The 19,050-nt window shown below is 49.9% G+C and carries 13 protein-coding genes and 2 tRNA genes; 14 read left to right on the forward strand and 1 reads right to left on the reverse strand.

Annotated elements, in window-relative coordinates; genetic code table 11:
• The first annotated feature begins 5 nt into the window (after positions 1–5).
• The 9 genes from GPL15_RS22155 to GPL15_RS22190 all read left to right on the forward strand — a co-directional run bounded on the left by GPL15_RS22155 (position 6) and on the right by GPL15_RS22190 (position 11,842).
• Positions 6–7,973 (forward strand): type II secretion system protein, encoded by a 7,968-nt coding sequence (locus GPL15_RS22155; protein WP_215700847.1) that lies wholly within the window; start codon positions 6–8, stop codon positions 7,971–7,973.
• Between the two features lie 26 nt (positions 7,974–7,999).
• Positions 8,000–8,857 (forward strand): hypothetical protein, encoded by an 858-nt coding sequence (locus tag GPL15_RS22160; RefSeq protein ID WP_215700848.1) that lies wholly within the window; start codon positions 8,000–8,002, stop codon positions 8,855–8,857.
• Positions 8,854–9,306 (forward strand): hypothetical protein, encoded by a 453-nt coding sequence (locus tag GPL15_RS22165; protein WP_215700849.1) that lies wholly within the window; start codon positions 8,854–8,856, stop codon positions 9,304–9,306. Before GPL15_RS22160 ends, GPL15_RS22165 begins: the two co-directional genes overlap by 4 nt.
• Positions 9,303–9,854 carry a hypothetical protein gene (locus tag GPL15_RS22170; RefSeq protein ID WP_215700850.1) on the forward strand — a complete coding sequence of 184 codons (552 nt, stop codon included), beginning with the start codon at positions 9,303–9,305 and terminating at the stop codon, positions 9,852–9,854. Before GPL15_RS22165 ends, GPL15_RS22170 begins: the two co-directional genes overlap by 4 nt.
• Positions 9,855–9,934: 80 nt before the next feature.
• Entirely contained in the window at positions 9,935–10,741 is an 807-nt protein-coding gene (locus GPL15_RS22175) for a prepilin-type N-terminal cleavage/methylation domain-containing protein (protein ID WP_215700851.1), read from the forward strand.
• Positions 10,742–10,916: 175 nt separating this feature from the next.
• Positions 10,917–11,000 (forward strand) — tRNA-Tyr (locus GPL15_RS22180).
• 4 nt (positions 11,001–11,004) lie between these two features.
• Positions 11,005–11,094 (forward strand) — tRNA-Ser (locus tag GPL15_RS22185).
• Between the two features lie 153 nt (positions 11,095–11,247).
• Positions 11,248–11,373 (forward strand): hypothetical protein, encoded by a 126-nt coding sequence (locus tag GPL15_RS27810; RefSeq protein ID WP_275950521.1) that lies wholly within the window; start codon positions 11,248–11,250, stop codon positions 11,371–11,373.
• Between the two features lie 196 nt (positions 11,374–11,569).
• Positions 11,570–11,842: a hypothetical protein gene (locus tag GPL15_RS22190; RefSeq protein ID WP_215700852.1), complete on the forward strand. Its 273-nt coding sequence runs from the start codon at positions 11,570–11,572 to the stop codon at positions 11,840–11,842.
• A 176-nt stretch (positions 11,843–12,018) separates the two neighbouring features.
• Here the strand turns inward: GPL15_RS22190 and GPL15_RS22195 are convergent, their stop codons facing one another.
• Entirely contained in the window at positions 12,019–12,675 is a 657-nt protein-coding gene (locus GPL15_RS22195; RefSeq protein WP_215700853.1) for a helix-turn-helix transcriptional regulator, read from the reverse strand.
• Positions 12,676–13,074: 399 nt separating this feature from the next.
• On the opposite strand from GPL15_RS22195, the gene GPL15_RS22200 reads away from it, so the two are divergent.
• The 5 genes from GPL15_RS22200 to GPL15_RS22220 all read left to right on the forward strand — a co-directional run bounded on the left by GPL15_RS22200 (position 13,075) and on the right by GPL15_RS22220 (position 19,047).
• Complete coding sequence (locus GPL15_RS22200) at positions 13,075–14,406, forward strand: ABC transporter substrate-binding protein (RefSeq protein ID WP_215700854.1); 1,332 nt, start codon at positions 13,075–13,077, stop codon at positions 14,404–14,406.
• 83 nt (positions 14,407–14,489) lie between these two features.
• Entirely contained in the window at positions 14,490–15,422 is a 933-nt protein-coding gene (locus tag GPL15_RS22205) for a sugar ABC transporter permease (RefSeq protein ID WP_252198559.1), read from the forward strand.
• A gap of 1 nt (position 15,423) precedes the next feature.
• Positions 15,424–16,263, forward strand: coding sequence for a carbohydrate ABC transporter permease (locus GPL15_RS22210; RefSeq protein WP_215700856.1), 840 nt, complete (start codon positions 15,424–15,426; stop codon positions 16,261–16,263).
• 23 nt (positions 16,264–16,286) lie between these two features.
• Positions 16,287–17,408, forward strand: a complete 1,122-nt coding sequence (locus GPL15_RS22215; RefSeq protein ID WP_215700857.1) for an alanine racemase — start codon at positions 16,287–16,289, stop codon at positions 17,406–17,408.
• 37 nt (positions 17,409–17,445) lie between these two features.
• The gene (locus GPL15_RS22220; RefSeq protein WP_215700858.1) at positions 17,446–19,047 is read left to right on the forward strand and encodes an amidohydrolase family protein; all 1,602 of its coding nucleotides are present in this window, start codon (positions 17,446–17,448) and stop codon (positions 19,045–19,047) included.
• The last annotated feature ends 3 nt before the right edge of the window (positions 19,048–19,050 follow it).

Raw genomic sequence — 19,050 nt, forward strand, 5'->3', positions numbered from 1 at the left:
AGACCATGAATAAATATTTTTGGCATAAGTTGAGAAGAAATCAGGGCTTTACTCTGACGGAACTGCTGATGGTTGTCGGGATTCTGGCAATTTTATCAGCGGTTTCTTTTCCTGCCGTCATTCATATGAGAAACTCTCTCAGACAGTCAGAACTGGATGAAAAAGCCAGGCAGATTTTCATTACAGCCCAGAACTGCCTGTCCGGCTTAAATCTAAACGGCATTGTGCTGGAGGTTCCGCCTGATGGAAATGACGGATCTGAGATGCCGGAAGATTGGATTCCCTCAGACTACAGCCCTTCTTATGGGTTGAAACCAGATACTTATGCCCTCTGCGATGGAGAGGCGGGCAGTTTTTCCTGGATGAATGACACCGCATTTTCTCCTGCCCTCGTAAGAGAGGATAAAGGCAGTTATGTGATCGAGTTTAACCGCCGTGCCAATGTGGTGTATGGGGTTTATTATTGGGAGAGGGAAGGGGCAGCCTTTCAAAAAGAAAGCCTGTTTTATTATCATGAGAATTTTAACGAGTATGACGGAAAACGTTTGAGAGGGCCTGAGAACAAGAAAAACCGCATGGTTCCGTCTGTTGGATATTATGGCGGTGAGGCTGCGGCGGCAATAGAGGAGCAGAAAGAGGTGGAATTCCAGGTATCCGTCTATAATGAAGAGAGGCTGGAGGCGTCCATATCCATGCCGTCTTCCATCTATCAGTCGGCCATCTTTGATGTGGCCATTTCTTCGAAGACCGACAGCAGCAATGGAAACCGGTACAGTTTCCGTTTGCAAAATGGCGGGATTACTGCGGTGGAACCGGAAGATACCTTTCATAACTCAGACATGATATGGAAAGCGCTTCCCGCTTCCGGAGGGGAGATGAGCGCATCCTATGTCCTCACCCTTGACAGTTTGGAGGAAGGGCTTCATTTTGCCGATCATTTTTCAGGAATAGCCGCAGGCGATGATCTTCATATCACCGTGACCGGTTATTGTTTGGGAAGTGATGCGGTTTATATACCCAAGACCAAAGCAGTGGAGATCAACAGCCTGTTTGCCGGGCTGAGAGGGAGCGACGGAAAGGGAGATGAGGTATGGGTGGAAAATGGCCGTCATCTCCAGAACCTTTCCTACGAAGTATCAGGCTTTGGATATGGTACGGACGGTGCAGATGAATGGAAGTCAGAGTACCCGGTGGTCTGCGCGAAAGTGATGGAAGATATCGATTGGCTGGAACCGGTGTATAACGGCAGATCCTATGATGAAGTCTGTACGGCCAGGCGGGATTTCGGCGCGACTGGACAGATTCATTTTTACCCGATCAGCAACCATAAAACAGATTTGCAGGCATTTATGGGAAATAACCATCAGATAAAGGGAATCCATGTGGCGCAGGGAGCTTCGGTTTCCTATCCTATGGGAAGTGCCAGCGGTTATGCCGGGATGTTCGGCTTTATGGAAGGGCGTCCGTCTGGTGATGGCCGGGATGTTCGGAAATACAATGTTATCCAGGACGTAATGCTTTTAAATCCCCATGTGGAGGCGGTGATTCCGGCAGGAAGCGTCTGGAACAGTTCTTATGCGGGAAGCCTGGCCGGATATCTGGATCAAATGGAGATTTTCAACTGCGGAGCCTTTGTAGACGGGGAAGCGGACGAAGATCTGTCCGATCTCTATGAGAGGACAGGGGTTGTCACTGATTTTGATTATGCCGGAGGCCTGATCGGCAAGTCACGGGATCTGACGGCCGGAAATTCTTTCGCGTCGGTGAAGGTGGCTGCAGGACAGACAGCCGGAGGCTTTATCGGAGCCCTGTCCGGCCGGAGTGAAATTCTGACATGTTATTCCGGAGGGCATACGGTTTCAGGCGCTTATATGGCGGACCGGCCTAATGTGAAGGCGTCCGGTGCGGCCGGAGGGTTTGCCGGTGAACTGGGAGGAAGCGGAAGGGTTGAAAAGACATTTTCGGCCTGCTCCGTGAGTTCACCGCAATGCGGGCCATTTGCCGGAAAATGGGTCTCAGGAGAACATGATCTGCGGCTGGAGGCAACCTACGGGGCCGGAACCGCATTCGCCTCCGGCGGCAATGAGCCGGATATCACTGGCTGCGGCAGCGTGGAAGAGGCTTTGGCTCAGGGGGCACGTAAGGCTGAGAGGATCAATACCTCCCCTTATGATGAGATTTACCGAAAGGATGAAAATGCGGCGTTCCTATATCCGATCTGGCTGGACACTTACCGCGGAGACTGGGCCGGCAGTTCTTTTACCGGTCTGATATATTATGAAAAATATCAGGCCCGGGAAGAGGGCGGCGAGGAATTCGGCTTCTGGTACCCGGATGCCGAAGGAAACGGAAGTTTGAGGGATGATCTGCCGGTAATCAGCGATGGATATGGGTATTTAAGCGATACAATCAGAACCGTAAAAGTATATCCAAATGGTAAAATCCAGGATTCCGGCGGCGGAGCGGAAAGCGGGCCGCCTGACTGGAACGGCAGTGAAATCCGGCTTATTGGCGAGAATGTGCAGGTGGAAGGAAAAAACCAATACCTTTATGCGCTGCCGTGGATCCATATAAGCCACAGAAGTTATCAGGACTTTAACCAGCCCGGAGGCAGGAAGGATTCTTTCTATGATACATTGGCGCTCACTGTGGACGGGGCGGCATTTACCGCGTATTATAATCCTCATTTTGCTAAAACCATAGTATTTACAGAGGAACAGACGAAAGAGAACCCGGGCGCAGCCATTGTCCGCACAGCGCGCCATCTCTATGAGCTGGGGTATGAAGCCGGCCGTGGAGATAAGAACAATACCGGCTATTGGAAACAGGGGTGGGACTATGTGCAGGAACGGGATGTGGATTATGAAACATATCGTGCCGGTGAGACGTACCCGGATGCGGAACATGTGCCGGAAAACCTGAACCAGGGCATGATAGGGAGAAGCAAAACCCAGGTTTTCAGCCAGTCTTATGACGGCGGCGGACACAAAATCAGCAATTTGGTTCTGACAGACGATTCTGTGGGGGCTGTGAACGGCATGGCGCTGTTTGGATTTACCGATGATAACACCAGTTTGAAGGACATGGTTTTGGACCGGATGCAGGTCAGAACCAGGAACCAGTTTACTGTGGCCGGACTTGTATACACAAATTGCGGCAGCATTAAGGATGTAGTACTGATAAGCCCTGACATAGATGCTTCCGGTTCCTATTTGAGCCGGGCGGCCGGGCTGGTATATGAAAATATCAGAAGCGCCAGCATTGAAAATTGTTATGTGATTCCTAAACAGCCGGATGTGGCAGGGGAGTATGAGGACGGTGATCCCCGGCAGTTCAGGCATATCTATGGGGATGACGGTAAAGCTGTTGCGAATAATTATACTAACGCCCGGATTCTGGCATCCGGCAATGCAGCCGGTTTTGTAGGCGAGAATTATGGCACGATAAAGAACTGTGCCGCCGTCGCCGCTGTGACTGCAACAGACAGTGAATATGGAGTGGCGGCCGGGTTTGTATGTACCAATGGAAGCGGTTCTTCCGGCCTGATTGAAAACTCTTATTCCAACTGCTATACTGCGGCAGCCAAAGCAGCCGGTTTTGTCTATATGACCCGTGAGCTGTCAAAGATCAACGGCTGTTATGCGCTGCGCCGCGTTACGTCCACCAGTGCGGACGGCATTGCCGCCGGTTTTTCCGTCGATGACGCCGCAGGGACCATAAGCAATTGTTACGCTGCCGTGAGCTGCGGCTATTGCGGCAGTTACCAGGTACAGCCAAACGGGAATATCCTCTATCCGGACTGCCAATATGCCGGTACACAAGGGCACAGCGCGGAGTTTTATCCATTTTCGGAAAAACCGCAGACGAATTGCTATTATATGGACTGGACGGAGAACTATTCAGAAGAGGGCGCCGAAAAGAGAGGAAACGCAAAGCCGCTTTCTTACGCGGAATTGAAAAAACAGGCCATACATGGTCTTGTATCAGCAGATCAAAACGGCGGGGATACGGTAACATTCAGCAGGATGCTGCCCGGCGTATATCCGTTTCCCAAGGCGGACGGGTTGGTGCAGTACGGTGACTGGCCAAATTATGAATACGTGGGGGCAGAACTCACCTACTTTGAAATCTATAAAGAAGATGGAAATTATGCCGTAGGTTTCTATAATAAGGAGCTGGGGCTCGAATCACTTCAGGATGATAAACACATTTTTATGGATGGATATGGTTTGCTCTTTAACACCGAATATCTGGAAATGGACGGGGTCAATGTTAAGAACCTGATCCAGGGAAATTCATCATCCAATGAAAAGGCATATCTGTCATGGGAAGACTGGAATGGAAATGATAACACCACGGAGTACACTACAAATTATTTGAAGAGCGTATATAATTTAAGGGACAACAGCGGCAAAAAGATCGAAAGAGGGGTCTCCTATTATCAGGATATGGGAGGCAAAAAAACGGCGGTTGGAGTCGGAAGCGGCAGCGGATATCCGGACCAGCCCATTTCGTTAAGCGTCAACAACCGTCCCGGCACTTATTATTTCCGCATTCTGCCGCCTGCGGCTGTGGTAACCAATGCCTATGTTCCCTCTGACAGCGTATACCAGCGCATATCCATCCATGTGGAATCCAATTACTATGATGAGATGGGAGGCGTCAGTTCCGGGATTATTAAAAAGGACAGGGAATTTTATTACTGCCCACATTTCGCCAAATCCAGAATCAGCACGGACGAACGGCCGGAAGATCCGGAACAGTTGTATATCCGTACAACCAGACAATTGTGCACTCTCAGCAGTGATAACCAGGTACAAAACAGCAGCGGAGAGGGGCTGCAGAATTACTATGAAAAATCATTTGTACAGGAATTGGACATTGATCTGGGGAGTGAAAATGACTACGCCTTTTATTATTCCGATACGGCGCCCTTAAATGAAGAGAGGGGGAGGAGCGGATACCGGTGGTTTAACAGCTCCATCGGATCTGAGAAAACGCAGTTCGGCGGCGTATATGACGGAGGCAGCCATGCAATAACAGGCCTGGGGGCATGGAAATCCCGGAGCGGGGTTTTAGAGACCGGAACCTTTAATAAAGTGGATGCCAATAGGGATGTTCCTCTGTTCGGTCATCTGAACGGAGCCCAAGTTAAAGATCTGACGATCAGGGGCGCGTCCATGGTCAGGAAAAATGAGGATTACCGAGGGGTATTCTGCCGCACAGCGTCAGGAAAAACGGAAATCGATCATGTTACACTAGATGAAGCCAGGCTGGAAATCCATGATTTGACAGCAGGAGCGGAAGCGTTCGGGCTATTGGCTGGAACTCTTTCCGGTTCATCCATCAAGGACTGCATTGTAAATAACTCCGTGATAGAATGTCAGACAACACAGGTCAAATACATAGGCGGAGCGGTGGGCCGGCTGACCGGTGGGGGAACCATAGACGGACTGCATATGGACGATGTATCAGTCAAAGGCAGCAGGGCCACCCATCTGGGCGGAACCGTCGGATATATGGACAGCGGGAATGTGCAGGGAGTGAGCGTTACAGGAAAGGGCGCGGGAACCGCGGTCATGGAAGGGGACCGGGCTGTAGGAGGCCTTATCGGCCAGATCAACTCGGGAAACGGAGCGGTATCCGTTGGAAATATCAGCATGACGGGGACGATTACAGTGAGGCAGACCTCTGCCAGCCATAATACGAAGCTGTATGACGGAGCAGGTCTGGCAGCAGGTTTGTGCGAGATCGGCAATTATCCGGTATCCATCTCCGATCTGTGGGTTCAGGGGACGGAGGGTTCCATCCTGGTGGAAAATGCCGGAACCAGCCAATACCATATCGGCGGATTTGTCCTTGGTTCCCTGTATAAATCTTCCGGAGACGGGGTTTTGTGTTCCATAAGCTTTGGAAATATGGGGATTCATGGGGCTTCGCTTGTTACGGCGGATCCAGGCAGGAACAACACTTACTGCGCATATGGCGGACTGATCGGGCAAAACAGCAAGGCGGCAGTTCTGGCTGAAGGGACATCCTGGGATTTTAGCGGGAGCAGTATCTCTGCCGCCGCTGAATCTGGAAAAAACGGCTATCACACCGATTCCGGCATTGCAGGCCTGGCCGGGAAGTTTCTGGAAAAAGGCAGCATGACACTGCCAAAAGAGGTGATCCTGCCCGATATTTCGGTGCATGTCCAACCGGGAGGGAGCATCCCCGTGGCAGGAGTGGTTAATGCCGCAGCCAACCGTGTTTTGACCATTCAGGCCGCGGATCATGAGTACAGCAGCGTCAAGGTCAGTTCCATCATAACAGAAAACTGCCAGAATACAGGCGGCCTGACGCCGGTTCTTACCGATTACACGGTTTTTAGTGGGATCCGTGTGGAAAGCGCGCCATCTGACGGTTTGGTGAAAAGGCCAGGTTATATCCAGGCTGCGGGCAATGCAGGGGGAATCGCAGGCACCATTTCGGCAGGCCCTTCTAATAAGATAAAACAACTGTCTGTCAACGGCCTTCAGATCACGGGCGCCGGAAATGTGGGCGGTTTTGCCGGTACGATAAAGAGCGGGTCCATAGAACAATGTTATGCTTACGCGGATGTAACGGCCTTATGGCCTGCGGATTCAGCAGCCGGAGGATTTGTGGGAAAGATGGAAAACGGAACGATTGACCGGTGTTACGCGTCCGGAAATGTGGCGGCTTATGGAGAAGGCGGAGCGCTGAACGTATTGAAGGCCGGTGGATTCTTTGGGGATGTCACCGCTTCCGGCAGGATAGAGAACTGCTATGCTTCCGGCGATGTATCTTTACGCCGGGCTAACGCCGCGTCAGGATCGGCTCTGGGCGGCTTTGGAGGAAGCATATCATCACAGAAGAGCAGCCAGGTATCCGTGGCCCGGTGTTATTCCGTCGGCGCAGTGGCGGCGGATACTGATCCAGCCGGCATGGATGAAATCCAGACAGCGGAAGCCGGAGGCTTTATCGGGCATCTGTCAATGAGCCGGGACACATTTGCCGTTACAGACGATATGATACAGAATCTGATCCGGATTATGAAGGACGCAAACGTGCATAACCGGAGAACGGACCAGAACGGCAAAGCAGTTTGGAATCTGGATATCGGAATGGATTCGGAAACCAGGGGAATTTTCGATAACAGCAATATTTCCGCCCTGGTATATAATATATTGGGGTATCCGGAATATCCCCGGTGGTTGGAAAGCGGCCGTGAGAACACGAATGAAAAAGCTCCGGTTGAGGAGATAAGAAGCGCCTATGAAATGACATTTGACAGCAGCGACAGGCTGATCCCTCCGTCTGCTGATTCAGATATCAGTTATTACCACACTTTTTTCAAAAAATCCCAGGAAAATGCGCTGATGACCATGTGGGCGGTCAACAAGGCTGGCGGAGGAAAATATCTCTATTGGATTAACGAAAAATCACCGGCAGAGGGCATGGTTTATACAGGATACCGGATCAATCTGGACGAGTATGACCGGGCGCTCACGCAGGAGCCGGAAAATATGGGCAGGCGGCGGGATCTTTTTGAGACAAAGCAGATCAAAGCAGGCCGCTGGGCCAGCGGTTCCTATGACGGAAAACCGTATTTTTATCTGACTGATCTCGGGGGAACCTGGCAGCCTCTGGAACGCGCAGCCGTGTCCGACTGCTTTTTCCTGAGAGAAGATGGTTCGGCGCTGCCTTCCCACAATGCGGAGTACGGCCCTGTGGAATCTGCTGTAGAGCCGTGGACCACAGCACAGTTCGGCCAGGAAATGACGAGAGAAATGAGTGATAAGCAGAATGCGGTTCTGACCGCTATGCGGCCTGCCTTAGAAAATGCGGGACCGGGATATGAAGGATATCCGTTCCCGATGCTGGAGGCAGTGGGAGCAGGGGGTGACGGATGGAACCATACCGGCCTCTGGCCGTTTGGTTACCAGCCATATTATGAAAAAACACCTTAAATTCAGAGAAAGGAGGCGTCCGGCCAATGCTTCAGGAATACATCAAATCAGGAACAGACAAATGGAAAAGCCGCCAGGGCGCCTCTATGGCAATCGCCTTATTATATTTTCTGATCTGTGCCATGGTGGGATCCGTGGTTTTGGCGGCGGCTTCGGCCAACGTCAGCCATGTGAAGATGGAGAAACGCAATGAGGGCAGTTACCTGGCAGTTATGTCCGCAGCCGAACTCCTGAAAGCCCAGTTAAAGGATTGCGCCGGGGAATGGGAAGCGGATCACGACGGACAGGAGACGGCGGCGGACAGCGATAACAGAATGGAATTTAAAGAGAGCATGCTGGATTCAATGCTCATGGAGAATGAGGGGATGGCAGTGAAACAGGCTCTGCTTCAAAGTTTCTATCAGACATACCTGAACTGTTTAAATGATAATGAACTTCAGGTTCCCAAAGACCTGGGCAGCAGCGAGGCACTCAGCCTGACATTTGAAGGGGCGGACGGCGGGGAAATGGACGGCGGCAGTGAGCCGGGAGCGAAGGGAGAAGGTGAAAAATCCGGCGGTTTGTTCGGGTATAGGCTTCCTCCGGTAACCGTCACATTGACCGTGACACCGGATCACGTTGTATTGAGCGGCCGTAATTCCCAGCAGCTCCATGTGACAGCCGTGGCGGATTTTTCCATAGCGGATGAATCATACGGCCAGTATCGGATGAGCATGACCATGGGAGGGCTGATTCATTATACGTTGGAGGAAGAAACAGAGTCTGAAACCGACCCGGACACCGGGATTAAAACAACCACCTATCACTACTGCTCCCAGGTGATCATTTCACCGGATAAACCGCTCATATCAGTGGGCGGGAAGACAGGAGGCGGCAGCAAATGAAATGTGAAATGAACTGTGAAACAAGCCGTGAAATGAACCGTGAAGTAAGCCGTGAAATAAGCCATGATAAGAACTGTGAAACAAGCCGGAAATACAGGCTGAAGGAACAAGTGAAAAATAAGTGGGGGAGCCGGCGCGGAGAAACCTTGGCGGAAGTTCTGGTGGGCATCCTGTTTGTGGCTGTGGCCAGCTCTCTTTTTCTCAGCATGGTGACCGTCTCACAGAAGATTAATACCAATACTCAGAAGGCCGATGACATATTTTATAAGGCCATGTCACAGTTAGAATGTTTTGAATCAGATGGCGAGCTGGTACAAAAGAAAGCGGGCAGCATTACCGTCTCTGTGGGAGCAGGGGGTATTATTTCCCAGGATTACGCTGTAGATTTTTATTACGGAGACGATATGGTATCTTATTGGGCGGTAGCACTGACGGAGGACAAAAAATGACAGGAACGCAGTGTCCGGGTGAGAAAAGAAAAGGACGTTTAGCGGATTGTGCTGGAGTGACTCTGGGGGAACTGATGGTGTCAGTGCTCATCATGTCCTTACTCACTCTGGCCGTAAGCGCAGGTGTGGGAACTGCCGCCAAGGTATACAGGGCAGAAAAGGAATATTCGGAATCCAGAGTTCTGGCCAACAGCATCCTGCTGTCCATGACAGAAGAGCTTCGCTATGCATCCAAACCGGAAATCCTGGAAGGCGGCAGTGAAATCCGGTATGACAGCGCACTCTATGGTTCCGGCGTCGTTATGAAGATCCGGATTTTGGAAGGGGACTGGGGAAAACTGGCGCTGGAGTATGACGATGGAAAGGAAGCTTATCCTTATGAGGATAAAACTTATATGGGTTATTGGATCAGAAAAAAGGAAGATAAACCGCTGTTCCGGTTGGGGGATGACGGTTCTTACATAGAGCTGTCTTATGATATCTGCGATTCCAATGGCAAGGTTAAGGCTTCTTTGGAAAATGTCAGGATCAGGCTGCTCAACCGCTGATAACAAAATGTGGGGATGAAGAATGTAATCTCAAACCAACAGCGCGTCTGCGCCAAAAATACTTAGGCATGGAGGGGAAAATGACGGAATTGGAAAAAAATAAGAATAAACACACACAGGGATTTACCCTTGCAGAACTGCTGATTGTGGTGGCTATAATCGCAGTGCTTGTGGCAGTATCGGTGCCCATGTTCATGAGTAAGAAAAAGAAGACTGAAGATACGGTGTGCCAATACAACCGGAAAACCCTGGTCAGACAGATTATGCTGGACCGGATGGGTGATGACGGCCTTTCCGATGCTGATGCGGAAGCGGTTTTGGAAAAGTCAGACGCATACTGTCCTGCGGGCGGTGAATACACGGTGCAGTTAGATGAACTGTATATAAAGGTCATCTGTGATATCCACGGAGCCTCCATGGGTGGAACAGAAGATATCAAAGTCTCGGATACATTTGTCAGTGATTACAGGGATTTTACCGTAGAATATTTAAAAAATCATACCAGTAAGGAAAATAACAATGACCTTATCAGAAAGGCATTTCTTGAAAAATATAATGGAAAATGGCCTACTTTGACGGTGGGAAGCGACTCCTATTCCATTCAGCCATATTATCAGGGAAAAGACCAATCCAAACCTGTAGAGGAATGTGTTTGGCTGTTTGCAAGGAAAGATGAAACTGCGGCCTCCGGATGGCATGTGCCTTATGTTTATAATATCGTGGACGGTAAATGGTATGGGGCCACAAAAACGAACGGATCTCCGGGCGGATCGGCTAATATCGTTTATGATGACATTAAATCTTTGGATGAGGCGATCAAAAACAAGAAGCATGCAAACGGAAAACTCCAGTGGGCTGAAGTGACCGGCTATAAGGAATCGGATTAACTGATCTGGAACTTCCTTACAAGAAGGCATGTATGTATTGGGGCGGCAATGAAAATAGAGAGGGTGGAAAAAGAAAATTCTATATTTTAGTATATTTTTTCTTTTTTTCGGTTAAATTAAAAAATAAGGCAAATGTGCACAGGATCCAGTGATATGATACAGTCATAAGAGGCAGGGAGAGGTAAACCGTAATTGGAAGCGGGCCAGACTGTAAATCTGGTATCCTGGGATTCTGGTGGTTCAAGTCCACCTCTCTCCATTTTGCAGATGTGGCAGAGCTGGCCGAATGCGGCTCCCCGCTAAGGAGTTGACTGGTGAAAACCGGTCCAGAGGTTCGAATCCTCTCATCTGCGTTTTTACTATTTTATAGCAGCCGTCTGAACGGTTGCTTTTACATTTTTAAATGCTATTGTGTCAGTAGAAATTGTGTCAGATATTCTGCTATTGACAGAAGACAGATTTCTGTCTATACTGAATGAAAGATTGGAAAAAGGAGGGAAACCCACATGGCAGTAATAAGAATTTTCAACCAGAAGTCAAGTTATGGGCAGTCCGGTGTCAACAGTGATTCTTCACATTATGACAGCGGACGTTTTGGTGTAACTGAAAATCACTGCCCGGGCGTCCTGTAAAATATAAGTGAAAACATGAGGGCCTGTAGCAGGTCCTTTTTTGTTTCATAGAAAAGTTTGTCCTATGAAACAAAAAAGCCATCCGGGCAGGAACGCACTACGGCGGAAAGGAATTATGCCGCTGAAGCGGCCCGCCGTAGGCGGAGAATCCCGCGAACGGGATTCTTTCTTGATGCTGGAAGAGAGGTAGAATATCATGCATCAGACCATGTTTTCTTTATTAATTATAAATGTATTGGAAAACCACGCCACAAGAGAACATCCCCTGACTATTACGGAGATCACTGATTTTGTAAACCGTGAGTTCGGGGCTTTTGCGTTTGATAAAAAGAGGCTTATGAACCGGTCAACGGTTATGCGGATCCTGGATGCGCTGGAACTTTGGACAGAGGGAAATCTGCTGGATTTCCATGTGGTACAGTGCGGTTCGGATGGGAAAAAAATGTTTTGTTTGGAGAAAATTATATGATATAGACTGCAAAGAATGTCTATGTTATACTTATAAAGCAATGGCAGGACGGCTTGGAGGGGATAGGAGGTGTTGCAAAACTAGCTTATGCTAGATTCGCAGCACCCCCTTTATTTTATATAGAACTAACCATTTTAATGTTTCGGTTTCATATCAATGTTTCCTATTCAGAAAACTCACTCCCCCGTCGCCGCCCTCACCAACTCCAGATCGTTATAAAACGTGAATTTGCTGATCCCCAGCAGCTCGCACACCTGCTCGCTGGACTTGGTGATCAGAAATGCCCCCTTCTTGTCCAGATAGCGGATAAATGCCCGGCGCTCCTCTTTATCCATCTCCGACGGCTCCTTGCCGATCTTAGACTGGGCTTTCTGCAGCAGGTGCTGCAGGAGACTGGTCACATCGTGAGAGAAGACCTCTTGGTCTTCATCCTCTTCCTGAACCGGTTCAAAGTGGTTAAACTGCCTTAGAAAATTCTCAAACTGCAAGGTCTCCGAAATATCATAATTAATGCAAATTGAGCCGATGATCTTCCCGTCGTCATCCTTAATATAGATGGAAGAGGAACGGAGCATATGGCCGTTGGATACAGTTGTGATATAATTGTATCTGGCATTTTCCGTCACTGTACCGCGGAGCACTTCCAAACCCATGTTACTGCCGCAGCCGTTAATGGAGCGCCCGGTCAGATGCCCATTGCGGATGTCCACAATGGTGCTGCTGTAATCCTTCGTGAGATCATGCAGCACAACCTCGCATTTATCACCGAATTGATTCGCAATCAAATCTAAAATTAATCGAAAAAGCGGAAGTTCATCATTGATTGATTTCATCAACATCCTCCTAACAAAAAATTATTATATCATTAATTTTATCATATTGATTATAAAAATTCAATATGATTTGTCGTCGTGAAAAAAAGAAAAATGAAAAAAAGTATGGTTTTATGTTTGCCTGACAAAAAGTAGTGAAATAATTCGATTAATATAAAAAAATAAAATAAAAATCATGAAATACCAAACTAAAATTAATTTTATATGGTAAAATATGGTAATTTTAACCTAAAAAACAGAAAAAAAGTTAGAAATGTGATTGACAAAATATGTCGTATATGGTATTTTAAAATTACAGGAAGAAAAAATAATCAAAAAAATAGTTATATATTATAAAAAGATAATATTATAAAAAGTTAGCAAAAAACAAAAAATAAAATTATATTAAGGAGGTTATTTATGAAGAAAATCGGTTACAAGGCATTGGGTTTACTGGTGGCAGCAGCACTTCTCTCAGGGTGCGGAAAAGGAAACGCTCCGGCTACGGAAAAAGCGGGGGAGCCCTCATCGGCAAAAACAGAAGCGAAGCCGGAGGCGCAGGCAGAACCTGAAGTGATTACTTTCTGGTACAACAACAAGGGCGACGAAGCGCTTCCCTATGAAGAGGCGATCAAGCAGTACAATGCGTCTCAGTCCAAATACAAGGTGGAAGGCCTGAGCGTTACAGACCAGCAGAAGCTGATTGTGGCTCTGGCAAGCAATGAATCGCCGGATATCATCAAGGGTTCCAACTCCAACATCATTACATATCAGGCCAACGGCCTTTTGGAAAACCTTACCCCTTACGTGGAGAAGGAGAGCTACGATATGGACATGTACTCCCCTCAGGCGGTGGAAGCCAACACCATAGACGGACAGGTTTACGCGCTTCCGATCAGCGGTTATTCCATCCAGCTCTATTACAATAAGGATATTTTGGAGGAGATCGGTTACCAGGAGCCTCCTAAGAGCATGGAGGAGATGTACGAGATGTCGGTCAAGGCCACGGTCCTGGATGGTAATGGTAACATCGAACGACTGGGTTACCCGCTGTTCCCGCTGGCCTCTGCAAGACAGGAGCTGATCTATGGTTTCGGAGGACGCTGGTGGGCGGAAGACGGAAAGACCCTGACTCCTGAGTCCCAAGGAGTGATCGAGAGCCTGAAATACAATGTGAAATACCGCGAACAATACGGAGTTGAGAAGGTACAGGCATTTATTGCCACAGCCAATACCAACCGTTACACAGAGCAGGACATGTTCTTCGCAGGCAAACAGTTATTCCGCATCGACGGTTCCTGGCTGCCCACCATGATGAAGAACTTCGGAGCGGAAGTGAATTATGGAATCACGCTGATCCCATCCATGGGAGGAGTTGAAGAGGAACGCGGCGTCAGCCGTTTTGAGACAGGCAGCCTGAGCATACCGACGACTGCAAAGAATAAGGACGGAGCATGGGATTTCATCAAATGGATCACCAACGAGGAAGGCGCCAAAATCATCGATATCGGCGTCGGATATCTTCCAGCTCTGAAGACCTTATATGATGATCCTGACATCCTCGCAATTCCTGGCAACAAGGAATTTATCGAAGCGATCAAGCTGGAACGCGGAATCCAGTATCCGAAGATCAAAGATTATGCGAAATATGTCTCTCTGATTGACGAATATCTCGATTATGTATATAACGGTACGAAAACGCCGGAAGAAGCGATGAGCGAACTGGCGAAACAGGCAAAGAATTTATCATAATCAGATGCCGGAATAAGGGTGCCGCATAGGAAGCTTTCATGCGGCGCCCCTTTTTAAGTATCAGTAAGATAGGAGGTTTTTACTTGAAAAAGAGAGGGCATAAGCTGACCCGGAATGACAGAAATGGTTTTTTATTCGCATTGCCGTGGATTATCGGATTTCTTTGTCTGAGCGTATATCCACTGGCGGCGTCATTTTACTACGGATTTACGGAATTCAATCCCGTTTCAGCTCCGAAATGGATCGGATTGGAGAATTATGTGGATATCTTCCAGGACCCTCTGGTCTGGAAGAGTTTGAAAAATACGCTGTTCATGGCATTTATCTCCACGCCTGTGAATTTGATGATCGCCCTTTTGCTGGCGACGATCGTGACAAAGGAGTTTAAAGGCAGAGGACTGGTGAGGACCATCTTCTTCCTGCCTTCCGTCATCCCCATGGTGGCGGCCACCATGGTGTGGATCTGGATGTTTGATCCCACCTACGGATTTATCAATAATTTCCTGGCCCATATCGGAATCGTGGGGCCGTCCTGGCTGATGGACGCCAGATATACGAAATTCGCGCTGCTGCTGATCGGAAGCTGGACCACGGGCACCACCATGCTGGTTTGCATGGCGGCGCTGCAGGAAGTGTCGGTCAGCTATTATGAATCGGCTCAGATCGACGGGGCCAACGCTGTGCAGCGGTTCTTCTATATCACGCTGCCGTGCATCGCTCATGTGCTGGTCTATCAGGTGATTTTAAACCTGATCAACTCATTCCAGTATTTCCAGCAGGTATACGTCATCACCAGCGCCAGCACGGGAGGCGCAGGCGGAGGCGGGCTGGCCAACGGAGGTCCGGGAAACTCCATCCTGATGTATCCGCTGTATATGTTCCATAACGCTTTCACCTATATGAGGATGGGCAAGGCGTCCGCCATGGCGTGGCTGCTGTTCGTGCTGGTGGCGGTGCTTACCGTAATAATGACTAAAGTGACGAAGAAGGTCACGGATAATGCGGGAGGGGAATGATATGAGATCGAAAACTTATAGAAGAATGATTTATCAGGCCGCTTTCCTTCTGATTGTGGCGGCGGTGTGCGTGATCTTCCTCTCCCCCTTTGTGGTCATGCTGACCACCTCCTTTAAGACGGGAAAGGACGCGTTTATGATACCGGTGAAGGTTTTGCCGAGAAAAGTGGTGTTCGACAACTATCCGGCGGCCCTGTCCACCATACCATATGCCAGGTACATGATGAATACCATATTCATCACCGTATGCTGCGTAATCGGAGAACTTTTGGTGACTCCCATGGTGGCTTATTCCATAGCCAAGATCAACTGGAAGGGATCCGCCCTGATATCCGGTCTGCTGATGGCAACCATGATGATCCCTTATACGGTCATCATGATCCCTCTGTACCGCGTCTATTCCAAACTGGGCCTCACCAATACCTACCTGCCTCTGATTCTTCCCGCATTTTTGGGAAAGCCGTTTCACATCATCATCATGAGGCAGTTTTTTGCAGGAGTTCCCAACTCCATCATCGAGGCTGCCAAGATCGATGGGGCCAATGAATTCCAGAGATATTTTACCGTGGCCCTGCCGCTGTGCAAACCGGCGCTGACCACCATAGGAATCTATGCGTTTATGAATGCCTGGAGCGACTATCTGGCGCCCATGATCTATATCAACAAGCCTGAGAAACTGACATTGTCTCTGGGGCTTCAGCAGTTCATGAGCGAATATACCGTAAAATGGACGGAACTGATGGCCGCGGCCGTGATTTTCGTACTGCCTGTCATCGTGTTCTTTATGATATTCCAGAATAATTTCGTGCGCGGCGTGGCTACCAGCGGTTTGAAGGCATAAATTCAAAAAAGGAGAAGAAGCGGATGAGATTAACAGAGGAACAGTTGGAGGCATTGGAAACGCCGTGTATTGTGATTGATGTGAACCAGGTCCGGCAGAACGTCAGAGCCATGCAGGCGGCTGTGGGCGAAGCGGGCTGCGCTCTGAGACCGCACATTAAAACGCACAAGATGGCCTATTTCGCCCGAATGCAGCTGGAGGCCGGAGCTTCGGGGATCACCTGTGCCAAGGTCAGCGAGGCGGAAGTCATGGCGGACGGCGGAATCGGCGACATCTTCATCGCCTATCCCCAGATCGGCAGCTTCCGCATCATGCGCTGCGTCGAACTGGCAAAGCGGGTCAAACGGCTGATTGTGGGCGTGGACACCCGGGAAGGTGCGGTCAGACTCAATGAGGAGGCGATGAGGTCCGGCACGGTCATAGAGGTGCGGCTGGAGATCGATACGGGCGCGGGGCGCACCGGCGTGCCTCTCTCGGATGCGGCGGCCCTGGCTGAGGAGATCGCCGGGATGGACGGGCTCAGACTCACCGGTATCTATACATTTAAAGGGTTGATTTACAAAGGGAAGACCACAGACGACAACGCTTTGGCGGCTGCGGAAGAAGGGGAGCTCCTGGAACAGGCGGCCAACGCTTTGGCTGAGGCCGGAGTGAATGTTACAGAGATCAGCGGAGGTTCCTCTCCTACGGGAGTGGAAGCCGCCAGGACGGGAAAGCTTACGGAGGTGCGGCCGGGAACCTATATCTTTAAGGACCAGCTGCTCTGCTGCGAACATGTGGCGGAGCCGGAAGAGATCGCAGTCCGGTTTGCGGTTACGGTGGTGAGCACGCCCCATGACAGTTATGCGGTGATCGACGGAGGCAGCAAGACATTTCCTTCCGATATCGCGTTAAACACGCCTCCTTTCTATTATAAAGGTTACGCCGCAGTGGAGGGGCGGCCGGATCTTACGCTGTCCCGGATGAATGAGGAACACGGCATTGTCACGGCGGCCGGCGGGAAAACTGGATTAAAGGTTGGGGATACGCTCCTTCTCGTTCCCATCCACGTGTGCACGGCTGTTAATATGCATAATTACATATATCTGCTGGATGGAGAGAACATAGAAAAAATGAAAGTGGATGCCAGAGGGATGGTCGTTTAAACTACAGGCATTGGGTTTGCGGAGGCGCAGTTGATCAATGAATAAAAAGAAACTTCTTATTAAGAATGGTATGGTTTATGACGGCACGGGTTCTGCGGGCAGGCTGGCGGACATCCTGGTGGAAGGGGACAGGATCGCACAGGTGGGAGAGCACCTGCCCTGCGATGGGGATCAGGTGATCGATGCGGAGGGATATGCTGTGACTCCCGGATTCATCGATATTCACCGCCACTGCGATATCGCGCCGTTTACAGACCCGGATTTCGGGAAACTGGAGCTGGCCCAGGGCATCACCAGCGCTGTGGCCGGAAACTGCGGGCTGTCGCCGGTTCCGACTTCAGAAATGTCCAGGCAGAAGGTATATGATTATATCGAGCCTGTGGTGGGACGGATTCCCCGTTCGATGGCGTTTGAGGACTACGGCGCATACACAGAGGCGCTGAGGCGTCAGAGCCTGCCGCTGAACATGGGATTTTTAGCTGGAGCCGGAGCCGTGAAATCAGCGGTTAAGGGATTTTCCAGGGCTCCGTTTACAGGAAAAGAGATGGAGCAGGCGGTGTGGTTTGTGAATGAGGCCATGGAACAGGGCGCGTTCGGGATGTCCATCGGCATCATGTACCAGCCGGAGTGTTATTCCACGCAGGAGGATTACATAGAATTGGTGAAGCCTGTGGCAAAACGGGACGGCATTCTCTGCACTCATATCAGGGGAGAGGGGGACAGCCTGGTGGAATCCGTGTCCGAGGTGATCGGAATCGCAAAAGCTTCAGGCGTCCGGTTGAATATCAGCCATCTGAAGGCTACGGGAATTTCCAACTGGAACGACAGAATCTGGAAGGCAATCGATAAGATCGAAGAGGCCAGGGCACAAGGCGTGGAGGTGACCGCTGATTTCTATCCCTATACGGGAGGCGCGACCACCCTGTTATCCCTGTTACCTCCGTCGGTACTGGGCGAGGATATGCAGCAGACCGTGAAATTTATGGAGACAGAGGCAGGAAAAAGGAAATTAAAAGAAGAGCTGCGCAGACAGCACCAGGGCTGGGACAATATGGCGGCCAGCATCGGCTGGGAGCGGATTTTAATCAGTTCCGTATCCAGGCCGGAGCATGGGGCTTATCAGGGCAGAACGGTTAAGGAGGTGTCCGAAAGCCTGGGATATGACTCGGAAGAGGATTTCATCGCGGAACTCACAGTATCTGAGGAAGGAAAGGTGGGTATCATCGTGCTCAGCATGTCCATGGAGGATGTGGAACAGATCGCAAAGCTGCCTTACACCATTCTGATCTCCGATTCCCTGTACGGGGGAGGCGGAAACCCACATCCCAGACTGTACGGGGCATTTCCCAGATTTTTAAGAGAAATGGTGCTGGAAAAGAAAATAATGCCTCTGGAGCAGGGCATCCGCAAGATGACCGGCCTGCCCGCCCAGAGGATGAAGATGAATAAAAAGGGAATTCTGGCGCCGGGCTGCGATGCGGACATTTTGGTATTTAAGCCGGAAGAATTGAGGGACCGGTCGGATTACAGCTGTTCCGGAAAGCTCTCGGAAGGGATCGCATGGACGGTTTTAGGCGGAGAAGTGACCACGGGCCGGAATTCAGGACAGGGCCGTGTGCTGGAATTTGGAAAATGTTAAAGG

It is taken from the genome of Clostridium sp. MCC353, from assembly GCF_018785315.1.
GTDB lineage: Bacteria > Bacillota > Clostridia > Lachnospirales > Lachnospiraceae > CHH4-2.